At 61.3% G+C, this 15536-nt stretch carries 12 protein-coding genes; 11 read left to right on the forward strand and 1 reads right to left on the reverse strand.

The window, feature by feature from the left end:
* Positions 1-27: 27 nt before the first annotated feature.
* Positions 28-1713 (reverse strand): energy-dependent translational throttle protein EttA, encoded by a 1686-nt coding sequence (gene ettA, locus GBEM_RS04150; RefSeq protein WP_012529268.1) that lies wholly within the window; start codon positions 1711-1713, stop codon positions 28-30.
* A 224-nt stretch (positions 1714-1937) separates the two neighbouring features.
* On the opposite strand from ettA, the gene GBEM_RS04155 reads away from it, so the two are divergent.
* The 11 genes from GBEM_RS04155 (at position 1938) to msbA (ending at position 15534) form a co-directional block, all read left to right on the forward strand.
* Positions 1938-3281, forward strand: coding sequence for an RCC1 domain-containing protein (locus tag GBEM_RS04155; RefSeq protein ID WP_226373925.1), 1344 nt, complete (start codon positions 1938-1940; stop codon positions 3279-3281).
* 148 nt (positions 3282-3429) lie between these two features.
* On the forward strand, positions 3430-4908 hold the full coding sequence (gene lysS / locus GBEM_RS04160) for a lysine--tRNA ligase (RefSeq protein WP_012529270.1): 1479 nt from the start codon (positions 3430-3432) through the stop codon (positions 4906-4908).
* Entirely contained in the window at positions 4909-6159 is a 1251-nt protein-coding gene (locus GBEM_RS04165) for a lipoprotein-releasing ABC transporter permease subunit (RefSeq protein ID WP_012529271.1), read from the forward strand.
* A complete protein-coding gene (locus tag GBEM_RS04170) occupies positions 6152-6826 on the forward strand; it encodes an ABC transporter ATP-binding protein (protein ID WP_012529272.1) in 675 nt (224 codons plus the stop codon). The genes GBEM_RS04165 and GBEM_RS04170 overlap by 8 nt, the downstream gene beginning before the upstream one ends.
* 139 nt (positions 6827-6965) lie before the next feature.
* Complete coding sequence (gene bamA / locus GBEM_RS04175) at positions 6966-9392, forward strand: outer membrane protein assembly factor BamA (protein WP_041262633.1); 2427 nt, start codon at positions 6966-6968, stop codon at positions 9390-9392.
* Between the two features lie 25 nt (positions 9393-9417).
* Positions 9418-9933: an OmpH family outer membrane protein gene (locus GBEM_RS04180; RefSeq protein WP_012529274.1), complete on the forward strand. Its 516-nt coding sequence runs from the start codon at positions 9418-9420 to the stop codon at positions 9931-9933.
* Between the two features lie 152 nt (positions 9934-10085).
* Complete coding sequence (gene lpxD / locus GBEM_RS04185) at positions 10086-11123, forward strand: UDP-3-O-(3-hydroxymyristoyl)glucosamine N-acyltransferase (RefSeq protein WP_012529275.1); 1038 nt, start codon at positions 10086-10088, stop codon at positions 11121-11123.
* 45 nt (positions 11124-11168) lie between these two features.
* Entirely contained in the window at positions 11169-11603 is a 435-nt protein-coding gene (fabZ, locus tag GBEM_RS04190) for a 3-hydroxyacyl-ACP dehydratase FabZ (protein ID WP_012529276.1), read from the forward strand.
* Between the two features lie 32 nt (positions 11604-11635).
* Positions 11636-12412, forward strand: coding sequence for an acyl-ACP--UDP-N-acetylglucosamine O-acyltransferase (gene lpxA, locus GBEM_RS04195; protein ID WP_012529277.1), 777 nt, complete (start codon positions 11636-11638; stop codon positions 12410-12412).
* 240 nt (positions 12413-12652) lie between these two features.
* The gene (lpxB, locus tag GBEM_RS04200) at positions 12653-13795 is read left to right on the forward strand and encodes a lipid-A-disaccharide synthase (protein ID WP_012529278.1); all 1143 of its coding nucleotides are present in this window, start codon (positions 12653-12655) and stop codon (positions 13793-13795) included.
* Entirely contained in the window at positions 13792-15534 is a 1743-nt protein-coding gene (gene msbA, locus GBEM_RS04205) for a lipid A export permease/ATP-binding protein MsbA (protein WP_012529279.1), read from the forward strand. Before lpxB ends, msbA begins: the two co-directional genes overlap by 4 nt.
* The last annotated feature ends 2 nt before the right edge of the window (positions 15535-15536 follow it).

The raw sequence follows: 15536 nt of genomic DNA on the forward strand, positions 1-15536 counted from the left end.
TTGTCGTTTCAACTTGCCAGCCCCCAGTTACACCCTGGTCAGCTGCCGGTACATGATCCGGTGCGGCTGGTCGGCCGCGGTCCCAAGGCGTGCGTGGCGGTCTTCCTCGTACTCGGAGTAGTTACCCTCGAACCAGACCACCTTGCTGTCCCCCTCGAAGGCGAGGATGTGGGTGGCAATGCGGTCCAGGAACCAGCGGTCGTGGGATATGACCACGGCGCAACCGGCGAAGTTCTCCAGCGCCTCCTCCAGCGCCCGCATGGTGTTCACGTCCAGGTCGTTGGTCGGTTCGTCGAGCAGGATGACGTTCCCCCCCTCCTTGAGCATCTTCGCCAGGTGGACGCGGTTCCTCTCGCCGCCGGAGAGCATGCCGAGCTTCTTCTGCTGGTCGGCGCCGGAGAAGTTGAACCTCGCCACATAGGCGCGGGAATTGACCAGCTGCTTGCCGAGCTGAAGCTGCTCCTGCCCGCCGGAGATCGCCTCCCAGATGGTCTGCTCCGGGTCTAGCGCGTCCCTGCTCTGGTCGACGTAGGCAAGCTTCACCGTCTCGCCGATCTTGAAGGTACCAGAGTCCGGCTTCTCCTCGCCGGTGATCATGCGGAACAAGGTGGTCTTGCCGGCGCCGTTCGGGCCGATCACGCCAACGATGCCGCCGGGCGGGAGCCGGAACTCCATCCCCTCGACCAGGAGCTTTTCGCCGTACCCCTTGGCTACGTTCTCTGCCTCGACCACGACTCCGCCCAGGCGCGGCCCCGGCGGAATGTAGATCTCCAGGTCGCGCCCGCGCTTCTCGCTCTCGGTGTTCAGCATGTCCTCGTAGGAGTTGATGCGCGCCTTACCCTTGGCGTGGCGCCCCTTGGGCGACATCCTGATCCACTCCAGCTCGCGCTTCAAGGTCTTCTGGCGCTCGCTCTCGGTCTTCTCTTCCTGCGCCAGACGCTTCTCCTTCTGCTCCAGCCAGGAGGAGTAGTTCCCCTGCCACGGGATCCCCTGGCCGCGGTCCAGCTCCAGTATCCAGCCGGCCACGTTGTCCAGGAAGTAGCGGTCGTGGGTGACGGCGATGATGGTGCCGGCGTAGCGCTGCAGGTGCTGCTCCAGCCAGGCGACGGATTCGGCGTCCAAGTGGTTGGTCGGCTCGTCCAAAAGCAGGATGTCCGGCTTCTGCAAAAGGAGCCGGCAAAGCGCCACGCGCCTTTTCTCGCCGCCGGATAGGTTCGCCACATTGGTCTCCGGGGGAGGGCAGCGCAGCGCGTCCATGGCGAGCTCAAGACGGCTGTCCAGGTCCCAGGCGTCGAAGTGGTCCAGCTTCTCCTGCACCTTGGCCTGGCGGTCGCAAAGCTTCTCCATGTCGGCGTCGCTCATCTCTTCGCCGAATTTCATGTTGATCTCGTTGAACTCGTTCATCAGGTCGACGATTTCCTGCACGCCTTCCTCGACGCACTGGCGCACCGTCTTATTCGGGTCGAGCTGCGGTTCCTGTGCGAGATAGCCCACGGTGTGACCCGGGGAGAGGATGGTCTTGCCGTTGAACTCCTTGTCCACTCCGGCGAGGATCTTCAAGAGCGAACTCTTGCCCGAGCCGTTCAGACCCAGGACGCCGATCTTCGCGCCATAGAAGTAGGAGAGGTAGATGTCCTTCAGCACCGGTTTCTTATCGTAAAACTTGCTCACTCCGATCATGGAGTAAATGACCTTATTCGGGTCTAGCGCCATCTCTGTCGTTCCTCCGTTTTTTTATGACTTACGTTGCGATCTCTTTGTTTTCGTGAGGCAGGGTAATGACTTGGTTAATCTGGCCATTCTTACATGCAACGGGGGCGCTGTGTCAACTCCGATTACCCAGAGTCGGTCCTTGACATTCTTTTCTTTGTATAGTTAAATCCGCCGGATCGATTAACCTAACGAGGGGTCTCTATATGCATACCTGCAGGCGTTTCATGTCCTATATCTGCGCCGGACTTTTGACAGCTGCGGCCGTTTCAGGCTGCGGCGGATCGAAGAAGAATGAGACCATTCCCACCACGGTAGCCATCTTCAACGCCCACAGCCTTATCTTCAGAAACAACACGGCGATGACCATGGGGTACAACGCCTTCGGGCAGCTCGGCGACAACTCCCTGGAAAATCGTGCCGTGGCCACCAAGGTCTTCGGGCTGGGCCACATGACCGGCGGGGCTGTCGGCGCCGAACATACGCTCGCCTTCAGCAACCACACCAGCGTGGTCATGGCCTGGGGTTACAACGCTTACGGCCAACTGGGCGATCCGGCCATCTCGACCTCCGTCAACACCGCTTTCAGCTCGACGCCGGTTAAGGCGCAGTTGGAGCGTCCGGTCACCGACGTCGCCGCGGGGGGCTTCCATTCGCTGGGGGTAGCCAACGGCTCCATCTATGCCTGGGGCAACAACGACTACGGCCAGGTCGGCAACGGCGCCTTCAGCCCCAAGCAGACCACGCCGGCGAAACTCACCAACTACACCGAGGCTTCGCTCAATAGCGCAAAGGCCGTCGCTGCAGGCGGGTACCACTCCGCGGCGCTTTTGAACAACGGGACCGTCTACGCCTGGGGAGACAACAGCTACGGTCAGCTCGCGTTCAGCCCGAACACCACAGCGAAGAGCAGCATTCCGATGAAGGTCCCGGTGCCCGTCACGACTGGGCAGGTGGAGGCGATAGCTGCCGGAGGGAAGTTCACCTTGGCGCTCGAGGTGGTGAGGGATGCCTTCAACAAAATCATCGGCCAGACCCTTTGGGGATGGGGCTTCGATGGCGTGGGGCAGCTCGGCATCGACCCGGCGTCGGCCACGCTTCCCAAGCGGCAGGCAGGGAAGAACGATACGGCCTATACCCGCACCCCGGTCGCTGTTCGCAGCATTCCCACCGCCGATGGAACTACCATCGTGATCAAGAAGTTCGTCGCCGGCACCGACCACATCCTGCTGCTTCTGGGCGCCCGCGACAACGACGGCAGCGACGGATCCTGGACTGTGAAGGCGGTCGGCTACAACTACTTCGGGCAGTTGGGTAACAACATGGGGCTTTCGCCAACCAACAAGAGCACCGAAATCAGCAGCTTCGAATTTGTGAACACCCTCAACACCAGCGGAACACCCGACCTTACCGGGGTCACCGACATTGCGGCATTCGGGCAGCATTCCCTGGCCAAGGTGGGGGGCGTCTGGTACGGCTGGGGGAACAACGACATGGGGCAGTTGGGCAACCCCGTTCCCACTTCCTCCGCCGGAAACCCGAAGATTCCGGTGCTGGTGCAGGGGCAGTAGGAATAAAAACCAGGGGCGGGAAAGGGGCGGAACTCCTTTTGCGGGAGCGTCCTATTCCCCTGTTTTCCCTTGACTTAGAGTTGCCAATTAGTTTAGTTTGACGGATTGTTTTCACCCCCCAAGGCCAACAAGAAAGGTTGCAGATTACATGGAAGAGTTGAGCGAACTGCTGCTGCAGAGAAGACGCAAGGTAGATGCATTGTGGGAGGCGGGTATCAACCCGTACCCGAACGATTACCGGCCGCAACACACCTCGGCCGACGTCCGCGCCGCTTACGGCGACAAGGAAGTCATCGAGGAAGAGCCGCAGAGCTTCGTGGTGGCCGGCCGCATATTGATGCGCCGCTCCTTCGGCAAGGCCGCCTTCGTACAGGTGCAGGACCGCAAAGGGCGCATGCAGCTCTACATGAAGAAGGACACCCTGGGCGAGGAGCTCTTCGCCGAGTTCGAAAACTACGACATAGGCGACATCATCGGCGCCACCGGCACCCCTTTCCGCACCAAGACCGGGGAGCTTTCCCTCGCCGTCAGCGAACTGCGCCTGCTGACCAAGTCGCTCTTGCCGCTTCCCGAGAAGTTCCACGGACTTACCGACGTAGAGACCCGTTACCGCCAGCGCTACGTCGACCTGATCGTCTCCCCCGACGTGCGCGAGGTGTTCTACAAGCGCTCCCGCGTCATCCAGCTCATCCGCGACTTCATGACCAAGAACGACTTCCTGGAAGTGGAAACCCCGATGATGCATCCCATCCCCGGCGGCGCCACGGCGAAGCCGTTCGCGACGCACCATAACGCGCTGGACATGGAGCTCTTCCTGCGCATCGCCCCCGAGCTCTACCTGAAGAGGCTCGTGGTCGGCGGCTTCGAGCGCGTCTTCGAGATCAACCGCAACTTCAGAAACGAAGGGATCTCGGTGCGCCACAACCCCGAGTTCACCATGATGGAGTTCTACCAGGCCTACGCCACCTTCGAGGACCTGATGAACTACACCGAGGAACTCCTCTGCCACGTGGCCCAGGAACTTCTCGGCACCCTCGACTTCAGCTACGGCGGCGAGCCGATCAGCTTCCAGCGCCCCTGGCGCCGCTTCACCGTGAAGGAGGCGATCCTCGAGTACGGCGACATCGACGCGAAGAGCCTTGAGGACCGCGACTTAGCCTACGCCTACGCCCAGAAGATCGGGCTGGAACTCCCCGAGGACGTGGGGTACGGCAAGCTCATCACCGAGATCTTCGAGGAGGTCGCCGAGATCAAGCTGATCCAGCCGACCTTCATCACCAACTACCCGACCGAGGTTTCGCCCCTTTCCAGAAAGAGCGACCAGGACCCCGAGTACGTGGACCGCTTCGAGTTCTTCTGCGCCGGGCGCGAAATGGCCAACGCCTTCTCCGAGCTGAACGACCCGCGCGACCAGAAGGAGCGCTTCCTGGCCCAGGTGGCCGCCAAGGACAAGGGGGACGAGGAGGCGCACTACATGGACGAGGACTACATCCGCGCCCTGGAGTACGGGCTTCCTCCCACCGCCGGCGAGGGGATCGGCATCGACCGCCTGGTCATGCTCTTGACCGACTCCCCGTCCATCCGCGACGTCATCCTGTTCCCGCAGTTAAGGAAAGAGGCGAAATAGATGCCCTTCGAGCTCTTCATAGGGCTGCGCTACCTTAAGGCCAAGCGCAAATCGACCTTCATCTCCCTGATCACCCTGATCTCCGTGGCAGGGGTCGCCTTGGGCGTCATGGCGCTCATCATCGTCCTCGCCGTGATGACCGGGTTCGAGGAGCAGCTCAAGGAGAAGATCCTGGGGACCAACGCGCACATCGTGGTCCTTAGCAGCCTCGGGGCGGTACATGATTACCCCCAGGTCATCAAGAAGCTGGAAGGGATGGACGGCGTGGTAGCCGCCACCCCGTTCATCTACAACCAGGTCATGCTCTCCACCGGCAAGAACGTCTCCGGCGTGGTGCTGCGCGGCATCGACGTGAAAAGCGACGCCAAGGTCACCAACCTCCAGAAGTCCATGGTCGAGGGGAAGCTCGACACCCTGGAGAGCGAGGTCGGGAAGACGCCGGGACTGGTGGTCGGCAAGGAGCTGGCAAAGAACCTGGGGCTCTTCCTGGGCGACACGGTGGACGTGATCTCCCCCATGGGGAACATCACGCCGCTTGGCATGATGCCCAAGCTGAACCGCTTCCGCATCACCGGCATCTTCAATACCGGCATGTTCGAGTACGACTCGACGCTCGCCTACGTTTCGCTCAAGGAGGCCCAGCAGTTCCTCGATCTGGGCGACGTGGTGACCGGTGTGCAGCTCAAGGTGCGGGACGTCTACAAGTCGGACCAACTGGCGCAAAAGATCAACCAGGAGCTAGGCCCTCCGTACCACGCCCGCGACTGGATGCAGATGAACAAGAACATCCTCTTCGCGCTTAAGACCGAAAAAAGCGTGATGTTCATCATCCTGACCCTGATCGTGCTGGTGGCCGCCTTCGGCATCGCCTCGACGCTCTTCATGGTGGTCATGGAGAAGACCCGCGACATCGCCATCCTGAAGTCGATGGGGGCGACCAGCCGCAGCATCATGCGCATCTTCGTCTTCGAGGGGGTAATCATCGGCGTCTTAGGCACCGCAATCGGCGTGCTGGGCGGATTGCTGGTTGCGCTCAACATGGAATCGATCGTGACCGTGGTGCAGAAGGTGACCGGCTTCGAGCTTTTCAGCAAGGACATCTACTACCTGGACCACTTCCCCTCCCAGGTGATACCGTCCGACGTGGTGCTGATCAGCATCACGGCGGTACTGATCTCCTTTGCCGCGACGCTCTATCCTTCCTGGGCCGCCTCGCGCATGGCCCCCGCGGAGGCGCTCCGTTATGAGTAGCCTTCTCGAGGTGAAGAACCTCTACAAGTCCTACGGCGAGGCCGCGGCCAAGGTCGAGGTGCTGAAGGGAATCGATCTCTGCGTGGAATCGGGCGACACCATAGCCCTGGTGGGCCCTTCCGGCGCCGGCAAGAGCACGCTCTTACACATCATGGGGACCATCGACCGCCCCACAAGCGGCGAGGTGCTCTTCGACGGGGAGCCGGTCTTCGCGCTCGCGGACCAGCCGCTCGCCTCCTTTCGGAACCGCTCCATCGGCTTCGTGTTCCAGTTCCACCATCTCCTCCCCGAGTTCACGGCGCTGGAGAACGTGATGATGCCGCTTTTGATCGGCGGCGAGAAGAGGTCCAAGGTCGAAGGGCGCGCCCGCGAGCTTTTGCACGACGTGGGGCTGGCCCATCGGGTGACCCACCGGCCGGGTGAGCTGTCCGGGGGGGAGCAGCAGCGCGTCGCCATCGCGCGGGCGCTGGTGCGGCAGCCCAGGCTCCTTCTGGCGGACGAGCCTACCGGGAACCTCGATATGAAGACCAGCCACGAGGTGCACGAACTGCTCTACTCGATACAGCGCAGTACCGGCATCACGCTGGTGATCGTCACCCACAACGAGCAGCTGGCGGCGGGGATGAACCGCACCATCCGCGTGGTGGACGGCAGGATCGTGGAATAGCCGGAGCTCCCCTAAAGCAGGCAGGGGAGTCGATTCCGGAGTTGTCGCTGCCGCAAGGCGGTCGTTCTTAGTTACCTTAATTATTCACTGTATTTCTGGGGGCCCTTTGCTGCGTACATTGCGTACATCGATTTCAGCCATGCTTGCCGTTCAGCTCCTGGTCTGCCCGACGCTGTCGTTTGCCCAAGGCGAACACCACGGCCCGTCCGCCGCGACGGCCCCGTCAGCCCAGCCCGCTCAGCCTGCCGCCCCGCCGGCGCAACCGGCCCCGGCCCCTGCGCAACCGTCACCGGCACCCGCGCAACCGGCGGCAGCTCCCCAGTCCGGCACCGAGAAAATCGCCGCGGTCAAGATCAGCGGCAACCGGCGCATCGAGACCGCCGCCATCATGCCGGCGCTGCGGACCAAGGCCGGCGAGGTGCTGGACCCGGCGAAGGTCGATGCGGACCTGAAGGCGATCTACCAGCTGGGGTACTTCAAGGACGTGAAGGTGCAGACCGAAGCCGCGGACGGGGGTGTGGTCCTCGAGTACGTCGTGCAGGAAAAGCCGATCGTGCGCGAGGTGAAGGTCGAGGGGGCGAAAGAACTGAGCACCGAGAAGGTGCGCGAGGCGGTGGAGATCAAACCCAACGCCATCTTCTCCCAGAAGGACCTGCAAAAAAGCGTCAAGAAGGTGAAAAAGCTCTACGCGGACGAGGGCTACTACCTGGCCGAGGTGACCGGGGACATCAGCATGCGCTCGGACACCGAGCTGAACGTCATCTTCCGCGTCAAGGAAGGGGACAAGGTCCTCATCAAAGAGATCCGCTTCGAGGGGAACCAGGCGTTCAGGGCGAAAAAGCTGAAAAAGGCGATGGAGACCTCGGAGAAGTGGATGTTCTCCTGGCTCACCGGCGCCGGCACCTACAAGGAAGAAACGCTCAAAAACGACATGGCGCTTCTCACCGACCTGTACATGAACGACGGCTACATCAACGTGAAGATCGGCGAGCCGAAGGTGGAGCTTACCCCGGACCGGAAGGCGCTCCAGGTAACCATCGGGATCACGGAAGGGGAGCAGTACCGCATCGGGAAACTCGACTTCAAGGGAGACCTGCTGGAGCACCGGGACGTGCTCTTCGGCAAGCTGAAGGAAAAGAGCGGGGAAGTCTTCAACCGCAGCAGCTTGCGGGCCGACATCTTCACCCTTACCGACTTCTATGCGGACAAGGGATACGCCTTCGCCAACGTCTCCCCGATCACCAACCTGAACCGCGAGCAGCGCATCATCGACATCAGCTTCGACCTTGAGAAGGGGGAGAAGGTGAGCATCGACCGGATCAACATCGCCGGCAACACCAAGTCCCGCGACAAGGTGGTGCGGCGCGAGCTGAGGCTGGCAGAGGGGGAGCTTTACAGCTCCACTGCGCTCAAGCGCAGCAAGCAGAACCTGATGAACACCGGCTTCTTCGAGGAGGCCAACCTGGTGACGGCAAAGGGGAGCGCTTCCAACAAGCTCGACTTGAACGTCGAGGTGAAAGAGAAGCCGACCGGCACCTTCAGCATCGGGGCGGGCTACAGCTCGCTGGACGGCATCATAGGGCAAGGGTCGGTGCAGCAGGCCAACTTCCTCGGCCTCGGGCTCAAGATGACCGCGGCCGCCTCATTCGGCAGCAAGTCCCAGACCTACAACCTCGGGCTCACCGATCCGTACTTCATGGATAGCAAGTGGACCATCGGGGGCGATATCTACCGCAACGAGCGGAAGTACCTCGACTACACCCGCCGCGCGACCGGCGGCGACGTCAAGGCGGGATATCCCCTCTCGGATACCTTGAGCACCTTCTGGCTCTACAAGTACGAGCAGAAGGAGATCTTCGACGAGTCGCCCGAGCTGCAGGTCAACATCAACAAGGGGACGATCCTGGCCCCGGACAAGACCTCGACCACCAGTGCCATCGTCGCCAGCATCACCAGCAACACCACCGACTACCGGCTCGACCCCTCCACCGGGATGATGAACACGCTATCCCTGGAGGTCGCCGGTTTTGGCGGCACCAACCGCTACCTCAAGACCATCACCGAGCATACGCTGTTCCATCCCCTGCTCTTCGGGGTGGGGTCGGTGCGGGGAACGCTCGGGTACGTGCAGGGATTTGGCGGCAAAGAAATACCGATCGACGAGAGGTTTTATCTTGGGGGCATCAGCTCGCTGCGCGGCTACTCCTCGCGTACCGTAAGCCCGTTCAAGGCCTCCGACGTCCCGATCATCGATGGTTCAGGTTATGGCGGGACCAGCCTGAACCGCGTCTATCTGGGGGGCGAGATGGAGGCGGTGGCGAACGTCGAGTACACCTTCCCGCTGTTGAAAGAGGCGGGGCTTAAAGCCGTCCTCTTCTTCGACGCCGGCAACTCGGCCAACAGCCTGAACGACACCTTCGGCAACATCCTGACCAGCTACGGCGCCGGCATCAGGTGGTTCTCCCCGATAGGGCCGCTGAGACTCGAGTACGGCATCCCGATCAACCCCAGACAAGGAATTGACTCAGGCGGAAAGCTTGAGTTCTCCATAGGGAGTATTTTCTAAAACCATGCATTGCAAGGAGCAAGTCATGAAACGTCTTATCATCGCATTATTAGTGGTGTTTTCTCTTCCCCTCTCCGCGTTGGCCGCCGACGGCGGCAAGTTCGGCTCCGTCGACATCCAGAAGGTGCTGCTGATGTCGGACGCGGGCAAAGAGGCGAAGGAACAACTCGGCCAGAAGGCGGCCAAGTACGAGGGCGAGAAGAACACGAAGGAAGGCGAGCTGAAGAAGCTCAAGGGCGAGCTGGAAAGCCAGGGGGTGGTGCTTAACGAGTCTGCCCGCGGCGCCAAAGAGCGCGATTACCAGCAGCGTCTCAAGGAGTACCAGCGTTTCCTGAAGGACGCCCAGGACGACCTGCAGGCCAAAAACGACGAGTTCACCGGCAAGATCGTGGACGAGATCGTCAAGGTGGCGCAGGATTTCGGGCGCAAGAACGGCTACACCTTCATCCTGGTCAGGAACGAGATCATGATCTATCTCGACCCGTCCGCCGACGTGACCGACGAAGTGCTGAAGGCCTTCAACGCCGCCAGGAAGAAATAAATAGAAACGTTCCACGTTCCCGTGCTCTGAGTTCCACGTTAACGACCGGACCTGTTCCCCCCTTGGCCAAGCCTCTCATCAGGCCAAGGGGGACTTGTCGTTTCTGACCTGGAACCTCGAACGGCGAACGTCGAACCCTGCCGAGGTTTTTGATGAAGAAATCGCTTAATGAAATAGCGCAGTACCTGGGAGGGACCGTTTCCGGCGACGGCGAAGTCCTGATCGGCGGGCTCGCGACCCTGGACGACGCGGGGGAGGGGACGCTTACTTTTCTGGCCAACCCGAAGTACGCCGCCAAGGTCGCCACCACCAAGGCTTCGGCCGTGCTGATGGGGACCGGGGGGAACACCCATGGCAAGAACGCCATCTTCCACCCCAACCCTTATCTTGCCTTCGCGAAGCTGCTCACCCTGTTTTACACCGCACCGGCAAAGCCGGTCGGCGTGTTGCCGGGCGCCTTCGTAGCCGATGGGGTGAAGCTCGGGGCGGACGTTTCGGTGTACCCGGGCGCCTACATAGGCGCCGGCGCCGTGATCGGCGACCGGGTGGTCCTGCACCCGGGAGTCGTGCTCTACCCGGGTGTCGTGGTCGGCAACGACGTGACGCTGCACGCCAACGTGAGCGTCCGCGAGCGGTGCCGCATCGGCAACCGCGTCACCATCCACGACGGGACCGTGATCGGCTCCGACGGCTTCGGCTACGCGCCCGACGGCGCCTCCTACTACAAGATCCCGCAGATCGGCATCGTCATCGTCGAGGATGACGTCGAGATCGGCTCCAACTGCGTCATCGACCGCGCGGCGCTTGAGGCCACCCGGATCCGCCGCGGCACGAAGATCGACAACCTGGTGCAGATCGCGCACAACGTCGTCATCGGCGAGGACTGCATCATCGTCTCCCAGGTCGGCATCTCCGGCAGCACCCAGCTGGGGAACCACGTAACCCTCGGGGGGCAGGTCGGCGTCGCCGGCCACATCAAGATCGGCGACAACGTCATGATCGGCGCGAAGTCCGGCGTGGCGGGGAACGTGGAGCCGAACCAGGTGCTTTCCGGCATCCCGGTGATGCCGCACCGCGACTGGCTCAGGTCGGCCGGCATAGCGCCCAAGCTTCCCGAGATGAAGAAGACGCTCTCGGCGCTGGAGAAGCGGGTGGCGGAGTTGGAAGCGAAACTGGCCAAAGGGGAGTAATTACCTCGGCTCCCTCGGACGGAGCCGGTTCAAGGAGAGATTTTAATGCTTGATATAGTGCAGATTATGGAACTTCTTCCGCATCGCTACCCTTTCCTCCTGGTCGACAAGATCGTCGAGATGGAGCCGGGAAAGCGGATCGTCGGCATCAAGAACGTCACCATGAACGAGCCGTTTTTCCAGGGGCACTTCCCCGGATTCCCGGTCATGCCGGGGGTCCTGATCATCGAAGCGATGGCGCAGGTCGCCGCCATCCTGGCCTACAAGGCCGCGGAAGGCGACGCCAAGGAGAAGGTCAGCTACTTCATGGCCATCGACAACGCCCGTTTCAGGAAACCGGTAAAGCCGGGCGACACCCTGAGAATCGAGGTGGAGACCCTGTTCTGCAAGCGCGGCATCTGGAGCGTAGCGGCCAAGGCCTACGTCGGCGAGACCCTGATGACCGAAGCCGAGCTTAAGGCGACCCTCGGGAGCAAGTAAGCCCTCTTCAGCGGGGGATTCAGGAGAAAGAGATGATTCACAGCACCGCAATAATCCACCCCGGCGCCAAGATCGCCGACGGGGTCGAGATCGGCCCTTATGTAGTCATCGGCGAAAACGTAAGCATCGGCAAGGGGACCAAGATCGGCCCGCACACCGTGATCGACGGCTGGACCGAGATCGGCGAGGACAACAACATCTTCCACATGGCCTCGGTGGGAGCAGTCCCCCAGGACTTGAAGTACAAAGGCGAGAAAACCTGGCTCAAGATCGGCAACGGCAACACCATCAGGGAGTTCGCCAGCCTGCACCTGGGAACCGTGACCGGCGACGGCGAGACCACCGTCGGCGGCGGGAACCTCTTCATGGCCTACTCGCACGTGGCCCACGACTGCCACATCGGCAACCATGTCATCATGGCCAACTCGGCCACCCTCGCCGGGCACGTCACCGTCGAGGACTACGCCATCATGGGCGGTCTCTCCGCCGTACTGCAGTTCACCAGGATCGGCGCGCACGTGATGGTCGGCGGCATGACCTCGATCACCCTGGACGTCCCCCCCTACACCATCGTCACCGGCGACCGCAGCGAGTCGAGGCTAAGGGGATTGAACCTGGTCGGGCTGAAAAGGCGCGGTTTCTCCGAGCAGACCGTCTCCAGCCTGAAGAAGGCGTACAAGATCCTGTCGCTTTCCGGCATGAAGCTGACCGAGGCGGTGGAGAAGATGAAGAGCGACATCCCCACCTGCCCCGAGCTAGAGCACTTCATCTCCTTCATAGAATCCGCCAAGCGCGGGGTCACACGATAAGGCAGATTAAGAGATAAAGCAGATTAAGATTAAGAGTAAGGCAGATTAAGAGAGTACAGATCAAGATTAAGATGAAGAGATCAAGATTAAGATGAAGAGATCAAGATTAAGATGAAGAGATCAAGAAGCTTTATGTTGAGGTGGTGCTGAGATTGATGTTAAGAATTACGCAAGGTTTTTCTCAATCTTAATCTTAATCTTAATCTCAATCTGCCTTTAAGCTGTCTTTCAGAGGTTTGTTTGCAAGAAAAACCAAAGTCCGTGATGATCGTCGCCGGTGAGGCTTCCGGCGAGATGTACGGCGCGAGCATCGCGACCGAGATACGTGCCCTCGCCCCGGAGACCAGGTTCTTCGGGATGGGGGGCGGCAACATGCGCAAGGCCGGCGTCGAGACGCTGGTCGACGCGGACACCATGGCCGTGATGGGGCTGGTCGAGGTGGTCGCGCACCTTCCGGTGATCGTCAACGGTTTCAACACCCTCAAGAACAAGCTCCGCAGCGATCTTCCCGACCTGTTGATCCTGATCGATTACCCCGACTTCAACCTGAGGCTCGCCAAGGTGGCCAAGAAGGCCGGCGTCAAGGTGCTCTACTTCATCTCCCCGCAGGTGTGGGCCTGGAGAAGCGGACGCGTCAAGGGTATCGGCCGTGTGGTCGACATGATGGCCGTCCTCTTCCCGTTCGAGGTCCCCTTCTACCAAAACGCCGGCGTGCCGGTCACCTTCGTCGGGCATCCGCTGCTCGACCTGGTGCGCCCCACCATGAAAAGGGACGAGGCGCTTTCCTCCCTGGGGCTCGACCCGCAGCGGCGCTGCGTAGGCCTTTTCCCGGGGAGCCGGAAGTCCGAGATCGGCAAGCTCTTGGGGATCATCCTTGAGTCCGCCGAGATCCTGAAAAAGAGGATGCCGGAGCTGCAGTTCGTGCTCCCGCTCGCCTCGTCGCTGCGCCGGGAGGATCTCGACCCGTACCTCTCCGGCTCCAAGGTCGAGGTAAGGGTGGTCTCCGGCCGCAACCACGACGTGATGACCGCCTGCGACGCCGCCGTTTGCGCCTCCGGGACCGTGGTGATGGAGATGGCGCTGGTCGGGACCCCGCACCTGATCATCTACAAGATGTCCACCTTCACCTACGAGGTCGGCAAAAGGGTGATCAACGTGCCGCACATAGGGATCAGCAACATCGTGGCCGAAAAAAGGATGGTGCGGGAACTGGTCCAGCACGAGGCGGAGCCCGTCGCCATCGCGGACGAAGTAGACGCGCTTTTGAACGACGCGGCGTATGCAACAGAGATGCGGGAAGGTTTCGCCGCGATGAGAGTCAAGTTAGGCAGCGGAGGCGCCCTAGGGAGGGTGGCCCGGCTGGCCATGGAGATGATGAGATGAGTGCAGTAAACGAGAAAGCAAAGGACGCTTTCCAAAGACTTCTGGCATACAGCCGCCCCTACTGGTGGCGCATCGCCGTGGCGGCGCTCGGATCACTGGGCGTCGGCGCCATGGACGGAGCGCTCGCCTACCTGGTAGAACCGGTGTTGAGAAAAATCTTCTCCGGGAAGGAGACCGGCATCTTCGTCCTGCTCCCCATCGGGATAATCGTGCTTTACGCGCTGCGCGGCGTTTGCCGTTACACCAACGACTTCTTCATCAGGAGCGCCGGGCAGCTCGCCGTGCAGGACGTCAGGAACGACCTGTACCAGAAGAACATGGGGCTCAGCCTCGGGTACTTCTTCCACAACGAGACCGGGATCCTTATGTCGCGCGTGATCAGCGATGTCGCCATCATGCAGGAAGGGGTGGCGAGCGTCATCACCGGCCTGTTCCGCGACGGCATTTCCGCGGTCTCGCTTCTTTGCGTCATCTTCTACCGCGACTGGAAGCTTGCGCTGATCTCTTTCGTGGTCATCCCGCTCACCGTGATCCCGGCGCAGAAGATCGGCAAGAGGATCAAGGGGCTGGCCAGGCATGGGCAGGAGAAGATGGGGGACCTGGCCAGCATCCTTCAGGAGACCTATTCGGGGATCAAGGTGGTGAAGGCGTTCGGACTGGAGACGCGCGAGGTGGAGCGTTTCCGGCGCAGCAACGAGGAGTTCTACTACTTCATCAGGAAGAACATAAAGTACGAGGGGCTGTCGGCCCCCATCATGGAGTTCATCATCTCCTTCGGCGTGGCGGCCGTGATCTGGGTCGGCGGCAGCAGCGTCATGCAGGGCACCCGCAGCGCCTCCGAATTCTTCTCCTTCATCACCGCCATGGTATTGGTGTTCACCCCTGTTAAGCGGCTGATCGCCTCCTACAACAACCTTCAGCGCTCGGTCGGCGCAGCTGAGCGTGTGTTCGAGGTGATGGACGAGGAGCCGGAGATCGTGGATCTTCCCGGCTCCGGAGACCTGGGGAGGGCCAAGGGGGAAGTGGAGTTCCGCGACGTCCACTTCAAGTACGACGACGAGTATGTACTGCAGGGGGTGAACCTCATGGCCAGAAGGGGAGAGGTCATCGCCCTGGTCGGTCCTTCCGGCGGCGGCAAGACTACGCTCGTCTCGCTCATCACCAGGTTCTACGATCCGACCAGCGGGTCGGTCCTCCTGGACGGGGTCGATATCCGGCAGCGGACCGTGAAGAGCCTCCTGGAGCAGATCGCCCTGGTGGACCAGGAGACCATCCTCTTCAACGACACCATCGCCAACAACATCCGCTACGGCAAGATCGACGCCACCGATGCCGAGGTCGAGGCCGCGGCCCGCGCCGCCTTCGCGCATGAATTCATCCTGGAGCTTCCGGAAGGGTACGAAACCAACATCGGCGATCGCGGGGTCCGTCTTTCCGGAGGCCAGCGGCAGCGGCTCTGCATCGCCCGTGCGATCCTCAAGAACGCGCCGATACTGATCCTGGACGAGGCTACCAGCGCCCTCGACACCGAGAGCGAACAGATGGTGCAGCAGGCTCTGAACAACCTGATGCACAACCGCACCACCTTCGTCATCGCGCACCGCCTTTCCACCATCACCCACGCCGACCGCATAGTCGTGCTGGAAAAGGGGACAGTCGCCGAGATGGGGAGCCACCAGGCGCTCCTGGAAAACGACGGCCTCTACAGCCGTCTGCACGGGATGCAGTTCAAGGCATAGGA

The organism is Citrifermentans bemidjiense Bem, from assembly GCF_000020725.1.
Taxonomy (GTDB): Bacteria; Desulfobacterota; Desulfuromonadia; order Geobacterales; family Geobacteraceae; genus Geomonas; species Geomonas bemidjiensis.